This is a genomic window from Rhizobium sp. CB2179 (genome assembly GCF_057653455.1).
This window is the reverse complement of record NZ_CM172781.1, coordinates 2,412,925-2,428,026: the sequence shown is the minus strand read 5'-3', so window position 1 is coordinate 2,428,026 and position 15,102 is coordinate 2,412,925. Positions and strand designations below refer to the sequence as shown.

Genomic DNA, 15,102 nt, shown 5'->3' with positions numbered 1-15,102 from the left:
GGTCCGATGCCGTTACCTTCTCGCCATCTGAAACGAAGCGAGAAGCCGACATGCGATATGGATTGTCCAACACCCTGGCCGCATTGCTGCTTGCCTCAGCGCAGCTTGCCGCGCCATTGGCGACGGCTGCCGATGCGGCAAAGCCCGAGCCATTGGTCATCCAGGAGCAGGGCAGCTTTGCCGTCGGGGGAACCAGTACGACGGCGCCCGGAACCTTCGATCCGCTGAAACCTCTCGATCCCTCAGGGCAGACCTATCACGGCGATCATGCCTTTGCCTTCTATCAGGTGCCGGCAAACCCGCGTCAGTATCCGATCGTGATGTGGCACGGTGCCGGACAATTCTCCAAGACCTGGGAGGCGACGCCCGACGGCCGCGAGGGCTTCCAGAACATCTTCCTGCGTCGAGGTTTCTCCACCTATCTCGTCGACCAGCCGCGCCGGGGCGGCGCCGGGCGGAGTATGGCCGAGACGGTGGTGAAGCCGACAGCGGACGAGCAGCTCTGGTTCAACCAGTTTCGCGTCGGCACCTGGCCGACCTATTTCGACGGCGTGCAATTCTCCCGCGATCCGGAAGCGCTGAACCAGTACTTCCGCGCGATGACGCCGAACACCGGGCCGTTCGATATGGACGTTGTGTCGAATGCGGTGGCAAAGCTGTTCGAGAAAATCGGTCCCGGCATTCTTTTCACCCATTCGCAGGGCGGCGGACCGGGCTGGCTGACGGCCATCAAGAGCGACAAGGTTAAAGCCGTCGTCGCCTTCGAACCCGGCAGCAGCTTCGTGTTCCCGGCAGGCGAGGTTCCCGCCGATATGCCGAGCGCCTTCGACACGCTGAAGGGCGTGCCGGTACCGATGGATGACTTTATCAAACTGACGAAGATCCCGATCGTCATCTATTACGGCGACAACATCCCAGACCAGCCGACGACGATGCCGGCGCAGGACAGCTGGCGGGTACGCCTGGCAATGGCCCGCCTGTGGCGCGATACGGTGAACAAGCATGGCGGTGATGTCACCGTCGTGCACCTTCCCGAGATCGGCATCCGCGGCAACACCCACTTCGCGTTCTCCGACCTGAACAACGTAGAGATCGCCGACCTGGTCTCGGCTTTCCTTAGCGAGAAGAAGCTCGACTGATCTCGGAAATTATGAGGTGAAGACCATGAAACAACTGTTGGGAAACTTGATGCTGTCCGCCAGCATGATGCTGGCTGTTCTGCCGGGCGTCGTCAGCGCTCAGGCACCGGCCGAAGGCGACGACAAGTCCCGGCGTTCGCGCGCCCAGCAACTGATGGGTGCGACCGCGCCGAAGCTGGCTGAACTGACCGACGACGTCCTCTATGGCGACATATGGGAGCGCCCGCAGTTGTCGAAGCGGGATCGCAGCCTGGTGACCGTTGCCGCGCTGATCGCAATGAACCGGCCCGACCAGCTCAGATCCCATCTAGCCATGGCCCGCCAGAACGGTGTGTCCGAGGACGAGCTGATCGAGACGATCACCCACCTTGCCTTCTACGCCGGCTGGCCGAATGCGGTCTCGGCCGTTGCCGTCGCTAAGGACGTCTTCGGACGTGAATGAGGCGATTGGCCTGCCGCTTTTGCCGAAGCCGGTCGCCCGAATGTTCCGCACAAAACCAGGAAAAGGCATCCATGCGTCATCTCATCAAGCGCATTTCCATTCTCTTTGCCATGGCCGGCGCCGTAGTTCTGGTCGGCTGGAACGTCGATGCCGAACCGAACCGGACGACGCTGCCCGAATTGGCGGGCCTTGTCCATTACACGACCGTCAGGCGCGGCAACGTGACCGAACACATCATGACGACGAACGAAGCGATCGAGGCTGTGAAGAATGGGCAGCCCGTTCCAGACGGTACGCACTTCGTGCTGGTCGATTACCGTGATGGGGAAATCTATCGCACCTTCGTCATGGAAAAGGGTTCCGGCTGGGGCAGCGATTATGACGAAGACCGTCGCACTGGCGACTGGCAGTTCCAATGGTTCAAGCCTGACGGCGGCGTCAACATGGCCGAGAATACGGCGCGATGCCAATCCTGTCATTCGTCCAGGGCCGACGAAGACTTCCTCTACACGCTCGACGCTCTCAAGGAGTTTGACGGAGCCGTCATTGACTAGGCCGGATCGAATCTCCGGCGAGGGCGTCGCATCGTGAGTCCTTTTTTCGTGATCCGCCTCGTGCTTGACTTCACCGCCGCTGGGCTGCTCTTGGCCGCGCTCGCCTACTGGTGGCTCGACAACACCTCGCATGAGCTGATCGGCACCAGCATGTTCATCCTTCTCCTATCGCACAACGTCTTCAACAGGCGGTGGTGGGCGAGGCTTCCGAAGGTGGAGCGCGGCAAGCGGAGCTTTCTGACAATTGCTTCGAATATCTCGATCGCCTTGGCGATATCAGCTTTGCTGGTGACCAGTCTGCTGATATCGCGCAGCGTGTTTGCTTTCCTTCCCGTCAGCGGCCGGCCGACGGCGCGCGAAATTCACATCCTTGCGGCCTATTGGGTGTTCATCCTCGCAGCCGCCCATCTCGGCCTCCACTGGTCGATGATCATGGCGGTCATAGGCAGATTGCTGCGGGTCGGTGCCCCAAACCCGATCAGGACCGCTTCCCTTCGCGTAGCCGCGAGCGCAATAGCGGCGTGGGGCATCCACAGCCTGTTCGTCATGGGAATCGGAGACAGGCTCATTGCCCGGCCATCGATCGATTTCTGGGACTTCCAGGAGTCCACGATCGGGTTCTTCCTGCATCACATCGCGATCCTGGGGACGTGTGCGTGCGCTGCTCATTATGCGGTCGTCTGGCTTCGGCGGCTGATATAGGGTGCCCGCGCGTGTGATATTCGCGCTGGCGGTGATGCTGTGGCGGTGAGGGGGCAACCTCTCTTCCGTCATTCCTGTGCTCGTCACAGGAATCCAGCCACGGCGTGTCCGCGCCGTGAATGACTTGCCAGAACGAAGGGACTCTCCCGCACCCAAGGACTTGGGCGCACTGGATTCCTGTGACAGGCACAGGAATGAAGGAGAGGCTGTGTATCGCCGCCGCCCGGCCCTTCGCATGGCTCAGGGCGTTCGGCCCTGTGATCGATCCACTGGATCGATCACTCCCGCGAAGCGGGACCGGGCCTCACCCCAACACATCATAAAGCCTGAAAATGAAGCTGATCTGGTAGATCAGGTTGGCGATGATGAAGGCGGTGTGGAAGCGGCGGTTGGGGGTCCAGGCGGCGATGGCGCAGAGGAGGATGTAGATGATGTTGCGGGCTGGGTACTCCCAGCCGAGCGAGAGGATGCGCTCATGGCCCTTGATTGCCGTGTCGAGAATATCGACGGCGTAGGTGAGGCCGAGGATGCCGAAGAACCATTTGCGCCGCGAGATGAAATATTCCTCGTAGCCGCCATATTCGTCGAGCGAGGCAGGAAAGAGCAGGGCGCAGAGCAGGAAGAACAGACTGCAGAAGCAGATGAGGAAGAGATAGATGCCGAAGCCGATCGCCGGCACCGCCTGCAGGCGATATTCCCACCACCAGATATGGATGATGAACAGGAACATCGACAGCGCCCAGCCGAGATGGATGGGATAGACCTTGGCCTTGGCGGGATGCTGGACGATGCCGGCAAGGCCGGTGAGCACTCTGGCGAGTGAAAGGCTGATGACCATGCCCATCACCACCTTGATGTGAAGGAAGACCTCCGGCGAGCCGACCGTTTCCATGCTTTCGATCCTTAGGCTGTCACTCCTCGGGGACTTGCTTCGGTTTGCCCTCTTCGTCGAGTGCCACCATGATGAAGGTGCCGGCGGTGACCTTTTCCTGCTGGTTGTAGCGCGAACGATGCGCCCAGGCTTCGACGATCAGCGTGATCGAGGTGCGGCCGACACGGTCGATATCAGTATAGACGGAAAGCGTGTCGCCGATCTTGACCGGCAGCTCGAAGGCCATCTCTTTGACGGCGGCGGTGACGACGCGGCCCTTGGCGCGCTCGGCCGCACGGATGCCTGAGGCAAGGTCCATCTGCGCCATGACCCAGCCACCGAAGATATCGCCGGCCGGATTGGCGTCGCCCGGCATGGCAAGCGTCCTCAGCGTCAGTTCGCCTCTCGGCTTGGCGGCATCGGTCATCAAGTCTTCTCCATCTGGTGCGGGCCACGGGCCGGCGATTCACTGGGAAGCACCCTAGTGCAAAGGCTGTGGGGTGTAAAAGACGGCAAGGCCAAGCGCTACGGACGGCCGACGGGAAAAATGTTGCTGCCGTTTCCGATTGAAATTTCATTCGATTTCAAATGGTTGAATTTTGCAGCTTTCACCTGACCTTACGTTATTTAATATTTTTCTAATTAAGCTTTACGCTCCAGTAATTCCGGCAATTCAGAATGCGATCGATCTCAAATACAAGAATCGCCGGGAACCTCATGCGCAACGTCAAGATTTCCACCCGCCTTTACTGCCTCGTCGCATTCGCGCTTGCCGTGCTCGCTGCGACGATGGTCTTCTTTCTGAACTATTCCTATTCTGAGCTGGAAGCGGAGCGGAAGGCGGGGCTGGCGCAAATGGATGCAACGGCGCTCGGCATCTTCGACAAATATTACAAGATGGAACAGGCGGGCACGATGACCCGCGAACAGGCGCAGGCGGCCGCCAAGGACGTGATCGGCGCGATGCGCTACGGCGCCGACGGTTATTTCTGGATCAACGACATGCACCCCACCATGGTGATGCACCCGATCAAGCCGCAGCTGAACGGCACCGATATCTCCCAGATGAAGGATCCGACCGGCAAGTTCCTGTTCGTCGAGTTCGTCAACAAGGTGAAGAAGGACGGCAAGGGCTTCGTCGATTATCTTTGGCCGAAGCCGGGCGCCGACCAGCCAGTGCTGAAATATTCCTATGTCGCAGGTTTCGAGCCCTGGGGCTGGATCGTCGGCACCGGTGTCTATGCGGATGACCTTGCCGCGCTCTATCGCCAGAACGCGATGTGGGCCGCGCTGCTCTGCCTGCTTGGCGCCGCCGCAACGATTGCCATCGCCTATGCCATCGTGCGTAGCGTGACTGCACCGATCGCCCGGCTGAAGGCGGCGATGAACGCGATTGCGGCCGAAGAAGCATCGGTGGAGATATCAGGCAGCGACCGTCGCGACGAGATCGGCCAGATGGCCAAGGCGCTGCTGGTGCTGCGCGATTCCGTCGACGAGCGCAGCGCGTTGCGCGGGCGGGAAGACGAAAGACAGCAGCAGATCGAGGAAGAGCGCCGCGGCAACGAGGCAAGCCTGCGTTCAGCATCCGAGCGGCAAACCCAAGCGATGCAGGCGCTCGGCGTCGGCCTTGAGAAGCTGGCGGGCGGCGACCTCACGGTTGCGATCGGCGATATCGGCGAGGATTACGCCAAGCTGAGGAGCGATTTCAACGCCGCCGTCGATGCGCTGAACGGCGTCATCCATGCGATCGCCGAATCGAGCCATGTCGTCAACGAAAGCGCTTCCGACATCAGCGAGGCAACCGGCAACCTGTCAAAGCGCACGGAGCAGCAGGCGGCCGCACTCGAAGAGACGGCGGCAGCGCTCGACGAGATCACCGCGACGGTCAAGACGGCATCCGAACGGGCGAACGAGGCGCGCGAGATGGTGGCCGAGACCAAGGCGAGTGCCGGAAAATCCGGCGAGATCGTCCGCAATGCGGTGACGGCGATGGGCAGGATCGAGGATTCCTCCAACCGCATCGGTCAGATCATCTCGGTCATCGACGAAATCGCCTTCCAGACGAACCTTCTGGCGCTGAATGCCGGCGTCGAGGCTGCGCGGGCGGGCGAGGCGGGCCGCGGCTTTGCCGTCGTCGCCCAGGAAGTGCGCGAACTCGCCCAGCGTTCCGCCAATGCGGCCAAGGAGATCAAGGAACTGATCAGCCGGTCGGCGACGGAGGTCGAGGGTGGGGTGGCGCTGGTGCGCTCGACGGGCGAAGCGCTGCTGGAGATCGAGGCGCTGGTCAACCAGGTCAACGATCACGTCGCATCAATCGCGACGGCGGCGCGCGAGCAGTCGACCGGGCTGAACGAGATCAACGGCTCCGTCAATCACATGGACCAGATGACGCAGCAGAATGCCGCCATGGTCGAGGAGACGACGGCGGCAAGCCGCACGCTCGCCGACGAGAGCACTCAGTTGAAGACGCTGCTTTCGAATTTCCGCCTGCGCGCCGAGCAGTCGGCGGTGACCCGATACACACGGGCAGCGTGAGGAAGCGGAGAGATGAAAGGCCGGGAAACCGGCCTTTTTCAATTCCGTCGCGTTCAGATTGTGCCGGTAAGTTTTCATTCACCGTTTTTAATTAAAATTGGAGTGAGTTTTTTCGGTCACTGCCCAGCCAGCCTGCGGAAGCGATAAGAGTATGGCGTTTGTTTCCTTTCCTCGGCGAACCCTTTTGCCCGTTATCCTCTCGGCGGCGCTGACGACCTGTTCGATCAGCGACGGACTGGTGCCGCCCGCCAATGTCGACAACGGCACCAGGGTCAGTTCGATCTCGCCCGCGCGGGCACCAGCGGCGCGCATGGCGCCTTCGGTCCGAATGGCGCCGGTGGAAAGCCAGGCCTCCTATCCGGTTTCCAGCGCGCCCGTCGGCAATAGCCAGGGCTCCGTCGATTACCTCGACACGCCAAACCTCGCCGGCACCGGCCACGCGGCACGAGCCGCTCCGCCGCAAACCGCACCGGGACGTAAGCTGCCGATGATCGACAGCGACGAGGCGCTGGCGCAGCAGAACCAGAACTGGGGCGGCACGCAAGATCTTGCGATCCCGTCCGGCGGCGTCAACATGGATGACGATCTCGGGGCGGAGCCGGTCGTCGGGCTGGCACAGGAACAACAGCAGCAGATCGCCGAGGGCAATGCCACCGAGCCTGTTGTCGACGGCATCGGCACCGACAATCCAACGCAACTCAACCAGCCGATGCGCCAGCCCGTACCGCAGGCGATGCCGCAGCCGGCGGCCGAGGCACAGATGAGCCGGGCGCCCGCCTGGAACGACGGCAGCCCTGTGGTGGCGCCATCACGTGTTCCCGAAGAGGACGAGAGCGAAGAGGTCGCGATGCTGCGGCCGAATAATCCGATGATGAGCGAGCCGGCAGCACCCGTCGATCCCAGCGTCATGCCGTCCTCCGAGCTTGCCTGCCGGCGCGAGCTGAAGCGCATGGGCGTGCTCTTCGACGACAAGCCACCGATCTCGAATGGGCCGGCCTGCCAGGTGCCCTATCCCGTGTCGTTGAAGGGGCTTTCCGGCAATATCGGCGTCCGCCCGGCCGTAACGCTGAACTGTCAGGTGACGCTTGCCTTCGCCAAATGGGTGAAAAACGAACTGGCGCCGTCCGCCCGCTATCGTTACTGGTCCGGCATCAAGACGATCCAGCCGCTCGGCGGCTATTCCTGCCGGCGCATGAACAACAGCCGGCAGAAATACAATCCGATGTCGGAACACGCCCGCGGCAACGCCATCGACGTCGGCAAGTTCGTGCTGAAGAACGGCCACGAGATCGACGTGCGCAAGAAGGGCCTGTTCTCGCTGCGTGAGGGGCGGCTGCTGAAGGCGGTGCGCAGCGACAGCTGCCGCTATTTCAACACCGTGCTCGGCCCCGGCAGCAACCCGGAGCATTGGAACCACTTCCACTTCGATCTTCGCTCCCGCAAGAGCGGCAAGGCCTATTGCGACTGATGCATGTCCTCCAAAACCATGCGGCGGGTGCCGATGTTGTGGCCGCAATTGGGTCGGGCTGGCAGAAAACGGTTCATCCCCGCCGCAGGGCACGCTATAGATCGGCCAGACGGATTGCCGTTTCGAGAGTTTGATCCATGAGCTATGATTTCCACGTCGGCCAGAAGGTCGTCTGCATCAACGATACCTTCAAGCATGTCAGCATCGACCAACTGATCCGCAAGGGCGAGATCTATACGATCCGCTGGGTGGGCGAATATACCCATTATATCGACGGCACCTTCATCGGGGTGAAGCTCGCGGAGATCAACCGCGGCAATGATGACGGGCCGGAAGGTTACGGAGCGGCCGACATGCCTTATCGCGCGACGCGGTTCCGACCGCTGGTGAAGGACAAGATCTCGTCACTGCGCAAGCTTCTAGCGCCGACGCCCGATGCACCGGTGGAGCCTAAGGAAAAAATCAGGAAGAAAGAGAAGGTCTGACCGCCCCACGACAATCGATCAGGCCGTCTTTCTGCTCAGGAACAGCGCAGTCTCTTTGCTGACCTCTAGCACGCCGTTGCGTTGGCTGAACGCATCGGCAATGGCTTGACGGAACCTGGTGAGCTGGAGCTCGCCGGCGCCATCGCCGGGCGGATAGGAGGTGAGCGCCAGGAAGACATCCTCGGGCTCGGTGATCCGGAGGCTTGCCGGATGCTGCGACATGGTCACGTTTCCAAACTGCGACCGCATCGATCGCTCGGCAGCGTCATATCCGAAGGCTTCGGCAGCCGGATCGGAAGGGGCACTGCCGAATACGGTCGTCAGCGCATAGATCTCGCGCATATTGCCGGCACCGTTGGTTGTGACCGCGAGTAAGCCGCCCGGCCTCAGCACTCTCGACATGTCCGCGATGCCGGCGGCCGGGTCGGGCAGGTGATAGAGCATATGCATCGCGACTACCGCATCGAAGGCGCCATCTTCGAAGGGGAGCGCGGCGGCGTCGGCCTGGCAGCCCCGAACTGAACCGAACGGCAGTGCGCTGCAACGCGCCACTGCCTCGTCGACCATGCCTTGCGAAAGGTCGGCGAGCGTCAGGTTAATGTCCGCCGGCAGGAGACCTTCTGTTGCCGCCCAGAACCAGGCTGTGCCGCAGCCGACATCGAGGACACGATCGCCTGGCTTCAGGGACAATTGCGCGGCAACCCATGGAAACCAGGCCGTCTCGGCGATGGTGTATTGGCTATGCAGTCGAGCCCGCGCAGTGAGCTTCCGGCTGTCGCCATATTGCCCCGCATTGTCTGCTGTTATGGAGGACATATCATCTCTCTGGGTTTCTTCATGCGCCCCGGCTCTAAAGCGCGTCGCAATCTTTCAGATTCGCTCCTTGCGCTTTAAGTCTTTGTTTTTACGTATGTCGTTGTCGCAAAACCGCTGCACACTTTTGCGCGCCATACTCTAGTTCGCCGGCAGAGCCTATAGATGGCCCGATTCCCGGACAAGACGTGACCTTGCGCAGCGGGCCGGCTTGTTCGCATAGCTGCCGCTGAGGGTTGTGCGGATATGGCGCGTTTCCGCCTATGGAAATAAATCGCATCCGATTAAATCGGAATGGTGTTGACATCGGTTTTGGCTGGGCGTATTAGAGCGCATCCGATTTAATCGGATACGAATAAAACTAAAACCGAAAGGATATCACCATGACCGAGAAGCTTCTTTTTACCGGCAAAACCCACATCTCCGGCGGCCGCGACGGCTCTGCACGCAGCAGCGACGGCACGATCGACATCAAGCTGCCGCAGCCGCATCCGGCCGCCGAAAACCTGTTCGGCATCGCCTGGTCGGCCTGCTACATCGGCGCCATCGAACTTGCCGCTGCCCAGAGAAAGATCACGCTGCCTGATGGTCCCGAGGTCGACGCGGAGATTACCCTCAACGCCGACAACGGCTCCTTCTTCCTGAGGGCGCGCCTCAATGTCAGCCTGTCCGGCATCGATCGCGACATTGCGCAGGAGCTGATCGAGGCAGCCCATGGCATCTGCCCTTATTCCAAGGCGACACACGGCAATATCGACGTCGAGACCAAGCTTGTCTGAGCGGGCGAGGGCAAACCTCATCGCCGGAGGATTTGATGCGGAGGGCCTGCCGGTCGGCCGGCAGACCTCTTTCTGAGGTAGCAGGCACCGAAACCTTGCCGATCTGGAGAACATGCCATGATCAATAGCCACGTCCAGTCGCACCAGGCCTATGACGAGTTTTCACTGGTGCTCGACCCTGATGTCTATGAGCCATTGCCCGATGACTGGCTGGTCGGCATCACTGATGTCGTCAACTCGACCACGGCGATCCGCTCGGGGCGCTATGAAGACGTCAACTATGCGGGCGCATCTGTTATCGCCGCCCTCGGCAATGCCTGGGGATCGTTCGATTTCCCCTTCGTGTTTCGCGGAGACGGGGCAGCATTCGCCTTGCCGCCACAGGGCATCATGGCGGCGACATCGGCATTGCGGCAGGTGGCGAGCTTTGCAAGAGCCGATCTCGATCTTACCCTTCGTATCGGGCTGCTGACCGTACGCGAAATTCGCACCAATGGGCGCGACGTCAGAATTGCCCGCTATGCCGCCTCCGAGAACGCGACCTATGCGATGTTTACAGGGGGCGGGCTCAAATGGGCGGAGCAGCAGATCAAGAGCGGCCGGTATCTGGTCAAGCCGGGCCGCTACGCGACGAAGCCTGATCTGACCGGCCTCAGCTGTGACTGGACCCCGTTCCCAAGCCAGCGCGGCGAGATCCTGTCGCTGCTGGTCGAGTCTCGCGACCATATCAGTCCCGAGGTCTTTGCGGCGCTGGGGAAACGTGTGCTTGCGGTTTTCGATGCCGCGCCGCGCCAGTCTCATCCGCTTCCCAGCGGTGTTCCCTTGTCAGGAGACAGCGGGAAGCAGGTCGATGTGAAAGGCTGGTCGCAGGTCGCCGCCAATTCGGATTTCCGCAAGTTCGACGACGGTTTGCGCCTGACGCTGGACTGCACGCCGGAACAGATCGACAAGGTCGAAGCGATCCTCGTTCCGGCAAGGGCGCGCGGCGAGATCAACTTCGGACTGCACCGCCAGTCGCATGCGCTGATGACTTGTCTCGTACCATCGGACAGGTTGGATTCGCACCTGCATTTCCTCGACGGAATGGGCGGCGGTTATGCGAGGGCCGCCGAGATGATGGAGGCTGGTGCGCTTGGCGACGTCCAGCATCATGCGCGCTGAAGACCCGTTCAGCCGGCGAGACGTCGTGACCGCCAAGAGACCTAAGCGGGCGTGCCTGTTGTCCGCATGGCCAGGTTTGCCAGCATCTCAGTGAGCTGAGGCAACGCCAATTCGGCTTCTTTTTCTATCGCGGCGGCGGTGAACCATCTGAGCTCGGTGTGTTCATCACCGATAAGTCGCGGCCGGCCGTGCCATTTATCGACGTGATAGACATGGAACGTGACGGATGCTTCGGGCGGGCCTTCCGATCCGACCCGTCCTGCAAACTGCCAGAGTTCCGGCGTCACACCTATTTCTTCCATCAATTCCCGGCACATTGCTGTCTCGGCGTCTTCACCCTCTTCGATATGGCCGCCCGGGAGGCTCCAGCGATCCGGGTGCACCTTGCGCTCGGAACTGCGCTTGGCCAGAAGAACGGTTCCGTTCTGGCTCAAGGCCCCCATCACGATCTCGGGCATATCGTCTTCTCCGCTATGCCAGCAACTGCCGACTGATGCCGCGATCACGATTTCCCCGGCTCGCCCTGCGTTGACCGCAGGAGGTTGTCGCGTAGCGTCGTCACTGATTTCTGCACGACGGGAAAGTCGTCGCCGAGGCCGGTGGCCCCAAGCAGCGCGTTGCCGGGATCAGTTTCAACGAGTTGGCGCCCTGCCGACGTCAGGCTGACCCGCACCTGCCGTTCGTCGGCGGGATCGCGGTGACGAGTGATATAACCATTCGACTCCAGCTTCTTGAGGATGGGCGTCAGCGTGTTGGATTCGAGAAACATCTTTTCCCCCAATAAGCCGACGGTCTGGTCGTCCTCTTCGGAGAGGGCCACCATAGCGATATATTGGGTATAGGTCAGGCCAAGCTCGTCCAGGATTGGCTTATAGGCGCGGCCGAAGGCGAGATTTGCCGAATAGACCGCGAAGCACAGGAAATTCGAAAGTTTCCGGCCGTCCTTGCCCGCCGGCGGGGAGGCGGGCGCGGGCATATCCGGCCCCTTAGCTGCTTTAGATGTCGGCATCGGTCCATCCTGTCAGGGCTTTCTAACGATGAGACCTATATAAGTCGTATCCGATTAAATCGCAATGGTGTCAAATTCGGTTTTCGATCCTGCCGTGGTGACTCGACAAAGATCAGCGGAAACTCCTGGGAGGCTTCCCATACTTCTTGCGAAAAGCGGTCGCGAAATGGGCGGAGTCGGAGAAACCGATTTCAAAGGCGATCGCCGTCATGGGCAGTGTGCTGTTTTCGACCAGAAACCGGCCATAGCGCAATCTCGTCTCGACGATAAAACGCTTCGGAGTCATGCCGATATTGTCCTGGAAGAGACGTGCGAACTGACGTGGTGACAGGCCGACCAGAGAGGCCACCTGTTCCGGTGAGACGTCGCGGCCCTTCCGACTCTCGATGAGAACGACGGCTCGCTGTATGCGCGAATCTTCGGTGCGGCGAAATGTTGTGGCGCGGCCGTGATCGAAGGCGCTCATGCGCTTCTGTTCCGTGAGCGAAAGCTGGTGCACGGCCTTGGCCGCCCGATCCGGTCCGCAATGCGTGCGGATGAGCTCCGTCATCAGCGACAGGATCGATACGCCGCCAGGCACGGTAATGCGGCCGTTTTCGATCAGGAAGTCATCGCGCGTGGAGAAGGCAAGACGCGGGAAGGCAATCCGGAAATCTTCCGCGTGAAAGGGATGGACGCACGCCTTGCGCCCAGTGAGCAGTCCCTCCTGCGCCAATATGAAGGCGCCCGTACAAACACCAATGACCGGGACACCTGCCGATGCCGCCACCCTCAGATAGTCGCGATGTTTGCTAGGTGCGGCGCGCAGATGTGGCAGGAGGCCACCGATAACCACGACGTAGTCGAAGTCGGTCGGGTTGATGTAGGGCGCATCGGCATGAACCCGGATGCCGCAGCTGGCGACCGCTGCATGGCCCGGAGCCCCCATGATCGACCAGCGACAATGTAATGGACGGGAATTGTCGGCAAAGTCCGCCGCATGTCTTAGAGGCTCGACGATACCTGTCAGCGACATCATCGGGAAGGTCGGCCAGAGGAGAATGCCTACGGAGAGATCGGCCTTTCGGTCGCGTGCGACCAGAAGCCGCTCGGCCCAAAGATCGTCGAGCCAGCGCACATAGTCCGGCTCGTTGGCAGATATTTCGGAAGGTTCCTCGGATGTGATCATGGCGTAAGGCGATGATAGAGCCTTCATGTCCTTTTTTCAAAGAAAATGTCTGATTTATAAAATTCAGCAGCAGCTTTCAGTGTCAAGTTTTCTCTCGTCGAACGCGACATCCGGGGAGCAGAAACCACCGGACCGGGGAACCAACAAATCAAGGATCAGAACAATGGCACTTTCTCTTTCGAGAAGGATGGTGACGTGCGCTCTGCTGGCAGGCAGCTTCATGTCCCTTTCATCTATCGCCAATGCTTTCGAACTTGCCGAGCAGGGCAAGCTGACGGTTGCCTTCACCGGCGACATGCCCGGCTCCGGCTGGCAGGACGGGAAGCTGGTAGGCTATGACGGTGAAATCATGCAGCGCATTGCCGACAAGCTCGGGCTCAAGATTCAGCCTGCCCTCATGGAATGGTCGGGTACGATCGCCTCCGTTCAGTCGGGCCGCGTCGACGTCATGCTCGGCACCATGGGCTGGACTGAAAAGCGTACGAAGATCATGAGTCTGTCCGAGCCGATCCACTACTTCAAGAACGGCATCATGCAATCGACGAAGACGAGCTGGGACAAGCTTTCTGATCTGGAAGGCAAGAAGATCGGAACGATCACCGGCTTTTCGTTCGTCCCGGAATTGAAGAGCATCAAAGATCTTCAGCTCTCGCTCTACGACACTTCCGATGCGGCAGTGCGCGATCTTATCGCCGGGCGCATCGACGCTGTTATCGGCGATCCGCCGGTGGTCTCCTATGCCATCAAGCAGAACCCTGATTGGAATATGCACTTCCTTGCCTTCACCGACAACAGTCCGGATTTCCCGCTGCTGACCGGTCTCGGGCAGGTCGTCTATGGCCTCAATCAGAAGAACGACGATCTGCGCCAGAAGATGGACGCCATCATCGCCGACATGTGGAAGACTTGCGAGATGAAGGAAATCGGCGCCCGCTACGGATTGTCGTCGGATGTCTGGTTCAAGCCGGTGGGCCAAAACTTCCGCGCCGGCGTCGATCGCCCGGCAGATTACAAGCTGCCGTCTTGTGCAGCTGGCGGCTGAACGGCCGTGCGGACGGAAGCTGCACGGCAGCTTTCGTCCACCCTCTTCGCCTACTGCATAATTCCTTAAATCGGAATCGATTTCAGGAGAAAATTATGCAGCAATTCAAAGTGCTACAGCGTCCTTGGCGCGTCTGAAAAGACGCGCGGCGCTGTAGATATGATCGCATAAGGAAACGGCGATGAATGCGCTTCTCAGCGTTGCAGGCCTACGCAAGAGCTACGGTCCTATCGAAGTTCTCAAAGGCATCGATTTCGATGTCGCGCCAGGTGAGAAGATTGCCCTGATCGGTCCGTCCGGCTCCGGGAAATCCACCTGTCTGCGCTGCATGAATTTTCTGGAAAAGCCCAGTGCCGGCGAGATCCGCCTCGATGGCGAGCGGATCGGCGTCCGCAACGGCCAGGTTATGAGCGACCGGCAACTTGCACCGCAGCGCGCCGAGATGGGCATGGTCTTCCAGCTCTTCAATCTCTGGCCGCATCTGTCGGTGACGGAAAACGTGGCGATCGCGGCGCGCAAGGTGCGCGGCCTGCCTGCTGCCGAGGCACGCGAACTGGCTTTGGAGATGCTGGCCAAAGTCCATATGACGCACCGCGCCGAAGCCTCACCACTCGAGCTGTCCGGCGGTCAGCAGCAGCGTGTCGCGATTGCGCGGGCGCTTGCCCAGAAGCCGAAGCTCATGCTGTTCGACGAGCCGACATCGGCACTCGATCCCGAACTGGTCCAGGAGGTCCTGAAAGTGATGGAGGAGCTGGCGGGCGAGGGGCGCACGATGCTGATCGTCACGCACGAGATCGCGTTTGCGCGCGACATTGCCGACCGCGTTCTGTTTCTCGACGGCGGCACGATCGTGGAATCCGGCCCGGCACGCCAGGTCATAACCGCCCCTCGGGAAACGCGCACGCAAGCGTTTCTCAACAAGATCCGGCACTAG

At 60.6% G+C, this 15,102-nt stretch carries 17 protein-coding genes; 11 read left to right on the top strand and 6 right to left on the bottom strand.

The genetic code is table 11. The features are described 5' to 3' along the window. Positions 1 to 50 precede the first annotated feature (50 nt). The 4 genes from AC244Q_RS12155 to AC244Q_RS12140 all read left to right on the top strand — a co-directional run bounded on the left by AC244Q_RS12155 (position 51) and on the right by AC244Q_RS12140 (position 2,837). The gene (locus AC244Q_RS12155; RefSeq protein WP_113545885.1) at positions 51 to 1,139 is read left to right on the top strand and encodes an alpha/beta hydrolase; all 1,089 of its coding nucleotides are present in this window, start codon (positions 51 to 53) and stop codon (positions 1,137 to 1,139) included. Between the two features lie 25 nt (positions 1,140 to 1,164). Beyond that, on the top strand, positions 1,165 to 1,581 hold the full coding sequence (locus tag AC244Q_RS12150) for a carboxymuconolactone decarboxylase family protein (protein ID WP_012757927.1): 417 nt from the start codon (positions 1,165 to 1,167) through the stop codon (positions 1,579 to 1,581). Between the two features lie 71 nt (positions 1,582 to 1,652). Next, complete coding sequence (locus tag AC244Q_RS12145) at positions 1,653 to 2,135, top strand: cytochrome P460 family protein (protein ID WP_113545884.1); 483 nt, start codon at positions 1,653 to 1,655, stop codon at positions 2,133 to 2,135. 33 nt (positions 2,136 to 2,168) lie between these two features. Continuing rightward, the gene (locus AC244Q_RS12140) at positions 2,169 to 2,837 is read left to right on the top strand and encodes a DUF4405 domain-containing protein (RefSeq protein WP_113545883.1); all 669 of its coding nucleotides are present in this window, start codon (positions 2,169 to 2,171) and stop codon (positions 2,835 to 2,837) included. A gap of 304 nt (positions 2,838 to 3,141) precedes the next feature. On the opposite strand, the gene AC244Q_RS12135 is transcribed toward AC244Q_RS12140, so the two are convergent. Both AC244Q_RS12135 and AC244Q_RS12130 read right to left on the bottom strand, forming a co-directional pair. Beyond that, positions 3,142 to 3,729, bottom strand: a complete 588-nt coding sequence (locus tag AC244Q_RS12135; RefSeq protein WP_012757924.1) for a hypothetical protein — start codon at positions 3,727 to 3,729, stop codon at positions 3,142 to 3,144. A gap of 19 nt (positions 3,730 to 3,748) precedes the next feature. Beyond that, positions 3,749 to 4,135 (bottom strand): acyl-CoA thioesterase, encoded by a 387-nt coding sequence (locus AC244Q_RS12130; protein ID WP_012757923.1) that lies wholly within the window; start codon positions 4,133 to 4,135, stop codon positions 3,749 to 3,751. 290 nt (positions 4,136 to 4,425) lie between these two features. Here AC244Q_RS12130 and AC244Q_RS12125 point away from each other — a divergent pair, with 290 nt between their 5' ends. The 3 genes from AC244Q_RS12125 (at position 4,426) to AC244Q_RS12115 (ending at position 8,196) form a co-directional block, all read left to right on the top strand. Beyond that, positions 4,426 to 6,243 carry a methyl-accepting chemotaxis protein gene (locus AC244Q_RS12125; RefSeq protein WP_012757922.1) on the top strand — a complete coding sequence of 606 codons (1,818 nt, stop codon included), beginning with the start codon at positions 4,426 to 4,428 and terminating at the stop codon, positions 6,241 to 6,243. A gap of 151 nt (positions 6,244 to 6,394) precedes the next feature. Next, entirely contained in the window at positions 6,395 to 7,711 is a 1,317-nt protein-coding gene (locus tag AC244Q_RS12120; protein ID WP_113545882.1) for an extensin-like domain-containing protein, read from the top strand. Between the two features lie 137 nt (positions 7,712 to 7,848). Beyond that, positions 7,849 to 8,196 (top strand): CAP-Gly domain-containing protein, encoded by a 348-nt coding sequence (locus AC244Q_RS12115; protein WP_012757920.1) that lies wholly within the window; start codon positions 7,849 to 7,851, stop codon positions 8,194 to 8,196. Between the two features lie 18 nt (positions 8,197 to 8,214). Here AC244Q_RS12115 and AC244Q_RS12110 read toward each other — a convergent pair whose 3' ends face one another. Continuing rightward, a complete protein-coding gene (locus tag AC244Q_RS12110) occupies positions 8,215 to 9,012 on the bottom strand; it encodes a class I SAM-dependent methyltransferase (protein ID WP_113545881.1) in 798 nt (265 codons plus the stop codon). A 380-nt stretch (positions 9,013 to 9,392) separates the two neighbouring features. On the opposite strand from AC244Q_RS12110, the gene AC244Q_RS12105 reads away from it, so the two are divergent. Both AC244Q_RS12105 and AC244Q_RS12100 read left to right on the top strand, forming a co-directional pair. Beyond that, positions 9,393 to 9,788, top strand: a complete 396-nt coding sequence (locus AC244Q_RS12105) for an Ohr family peroxiredoxin (RefSeq protein ID WP_025394996.1) — start codon at positions 9,393 to 9,395, stop codon at positions 9,786 to 9,788. Positions 9,789 to 9,905: 117 nt separating this feature from the next. After that, entirely contained in the window at positions 9,906 to 10,949 is a 1,044-nt protein-coding gene (locus AC244Q_RS12100) for a DUF3095 domain-containing protein (protein WP_128407600.1), read from the top strand. A gap of 41 nt (positions 10,950 to 10,990) precedes the next feature. Here the strand turns inward: AC244Q_RS12100 and AC244Q_RS12095 are convergent, their stop codons facing one another. The 3 genes from AC244Q_RS12095 to AC244Q_RS12085 all read right to left on the bottom strand — a co-directional run bounded on the left by AC244Q_RS12095 (position 10,991) and on the right by AC244Q_RS12085 (position 13,126). Then, positions 10,991 to 11,407 (bottom strand): NUDIX hydrolase, encoded by a 417-nt coding sequence (locus AC244Q_RS12095; RefSeq protein ID WP_113545879.1) that lies wholly within the window; start codon positions 11,405 to 11,407, stop codon positions 10,991 to 10,993. Between the two features lie 44 nt (positions 11,408 to 11,451). Continuing rightward, entirely contained in the window at positions 11,452 to 11,925 is a 474-nt protein-coding gene (locus tag AC244Q_RS12090) for a MarR family winged helix-turn-helix transcriptional regulator (RefSeq protein ID WP_113545878.1), read from the bottom strand. Positions 11,926 to 12,070: 145 nt separating this feature from the next. Beyond that, on the bottom strand, positions 12,071 to 13,126 hold the full coding sequence (locus AC244Q_RS12085) for a GlxA family transcriptional regulator (RefSeq protein ID WP_113545877.1): 1,056 nt from the start codon (positions 13,124 to 13,126) through the stop codon (positions 12,071 to 12,073). 163 nt (positions 13,127 to 13,289) lie between these two features. Between AC244Q_RS12085 and AC244Q_RS12080 the strand changes: the two genes are divergently transcribed. Beyond that, the gene (locus AC244Q_RS12080) at positions 13,290 to 14,168 is read left to right on the top strand and encodes an ABC transporter substrate-binding protein (protein WP_064652976.1); all 879 of its coding nucleotides are present in this window, start codon (positions 13,290 to 13,292) and stop codon (positions 14,166 to 14,168) included. Between the two features lie 181 nt (positions 14,169 to 14,349). Continuing rightward, on the top strand, positions 14,350 to 15,102 hold the full coding sequence (locus AC244Q_RS12075; protein ID WP_064652978.1) for an amino acid ABC transporter ATP-binding protein: 753 nt from the start codon (positions 14,350 to 14,352) through the stop codon (positions 15,100 to 15,102).

Excerpts from the sequence above, each read along its gene's own strand:
- AC244Q_RS12155 (WP_113545885.1), top strand. The coding sequence starts at position 51 with ATGCGATATGGATTGTCCAACACCCTGGCCGCATTGCTGCTTGCCTCA.
- AC244Q_RS12150 (WP_012757927.1), top strand. The coding sequence starts at position 1,165 with ATGAAACAACTGTTGGGAAACTTGATGCTGTCCGCCAGCATGATGCTG.
- AC244Q_RS12145 (WP_113545884.1), top strand. The coding sequence starts at position 1,653 with ATGCGTCATCTCATCAAGCGCATTTCCATTCTCTTTGCCATGGCCGGC.
- AC244Q_RS12135 (WP_012757924.1), bottom strand. The coding sequence starts at position 3,729 with ATGGAAACGGTCGGCTCGCCGGAGGTCTTCCTTCACATCAAGGTGGTG.
- AC244Q_RS12130 (WP_012757923.1), bottom strand. The coding sequence starts at position 4,135 with ATGACCGATGCCGCCAAGCCGAGAGGCGAACTGACGCTGAGGACGCTT.
- AC244Q_RS12125 (WP_012757922.1), top strand. The coding sequence starts at position 4,426 with ATGCGCAACGTCAAGATTTCCACCCGCCTTTACTGCCTCGTCGCATTC.
- AC244Q_RS12120 (WP_113545882.1), top strand. The coding sequence starts at position 6,395 with ATGGCGTTTGTTTCCTTTCCTCGGCGAACCCTTTTGCCCGTTATCCTC.
- AC244Q_RS12115 (WP_012757920.1), top strand. The coding sequence starts at position 7,849 with ATGAGCTATGATTTCCACGTCGGCCAGAAGGTCGTCTGCATCAACGAT.
- AC244Q_RS12110 (WP_113545881.1), bottom strand. The coding sequence starts at position 9,012 with ATGTCCTCCATAACAGCAGACAATGCGGGGCAATATGGCGACAGCCGG.
- AC244Q_RS12105 (WP_025394996.1), top strand. The coding sequence starts at position 9,393 with ATGACCGAGAAGCTTCTTTTTACCGGCAAAACCCACATCTCCGGCGGC.
- AC244Q_RS12100 (WP_128407600.1), top strand. The coding sequence starts at position 9,906 with ATGATCAATAGCCACGTCCAGTCGCACCAGGCCTATGACGAGTTTTCA.
- AC244Q_RS12095 (WP_113545879.1), bottom strand. The coding sequence starts at position 11,407 with ATGCCCGAGATCGTGATGGGGGCCTTGAGCCAGAACGGAACCGTTCTT.
- AC244Q_RS12090 (WP_113545878.1), bottom strand. The coding sequence starts at position 11,925 with ATGCCCGCGCCCGCCTCCCCGCCGGCGGGCAAGGACGGCCGGAAACTT.
- AC244Q_RS12085 (WP_113545877.1), bottom strand. The coding sequence starts at position 13,126 with ATGATCACATCCGAGGAACCTTCCGAAATATCTGCCAACGAGCCGGAC.
- AC244Q_RS12080 (WP_064652976.1), top strand. The coding sequence starts at position 13,290 with ATGGCACTTTCTCTTTCGAGAAGGATGGTGACGTGCGCTCTGCTGGCA.
- AC244Q_RS12075 (WP_064652978.1), top strand. The coding sequence starts at position 14,350 with ATGAATGCGCTTCTCAGCGTTGCAGGCCTACGCAAGAGCTACGGTCCT.